Genomic DNA, 212 nt, shown 5'->3' on the forward strand with positions numbered 1-212 from the left:
ATTTGATACTCCCAAAACCCACCAGTCATAAAGCTTTAGGGTAATTGGTGTGTAAATTTTAGCCCCATCATCTGTGTTTTTTTTCATTAATTTCACCATGTTATAGTTTTATTTGTGGGTAATGCTGCCAACTTACTGATTTAGTGTATGATGGTGATTTTAAGGTGCTTGCGTGGCTTCCATTTCCATCAGATGTCCTTCCTGCTCCGCTA

At 38.2% G+C, this 212-nt stretch carries 1 pseudogene; it reads right to left on the reverse strand.

From position 1 onward, the window contains the following. Nucleotides 1–99, reverse strand: a pseudogene (locus BHE85_RS20365) (class I SAM-dependent methyltransferase); the annotation flags it as partial. Between the last annotated feature and the right edge of the window lie 113 nt (nucleotides 100–212).

The organism is Shigella sp. FC1567, from assembly GCF_001743015.1.
Classification (GTDB): Bacteria; Pseudomonadota; Gammaproteobacteria; order Enterobacterales; family Enterobacteriaceae; genus Escherichia; species Escherichia coli.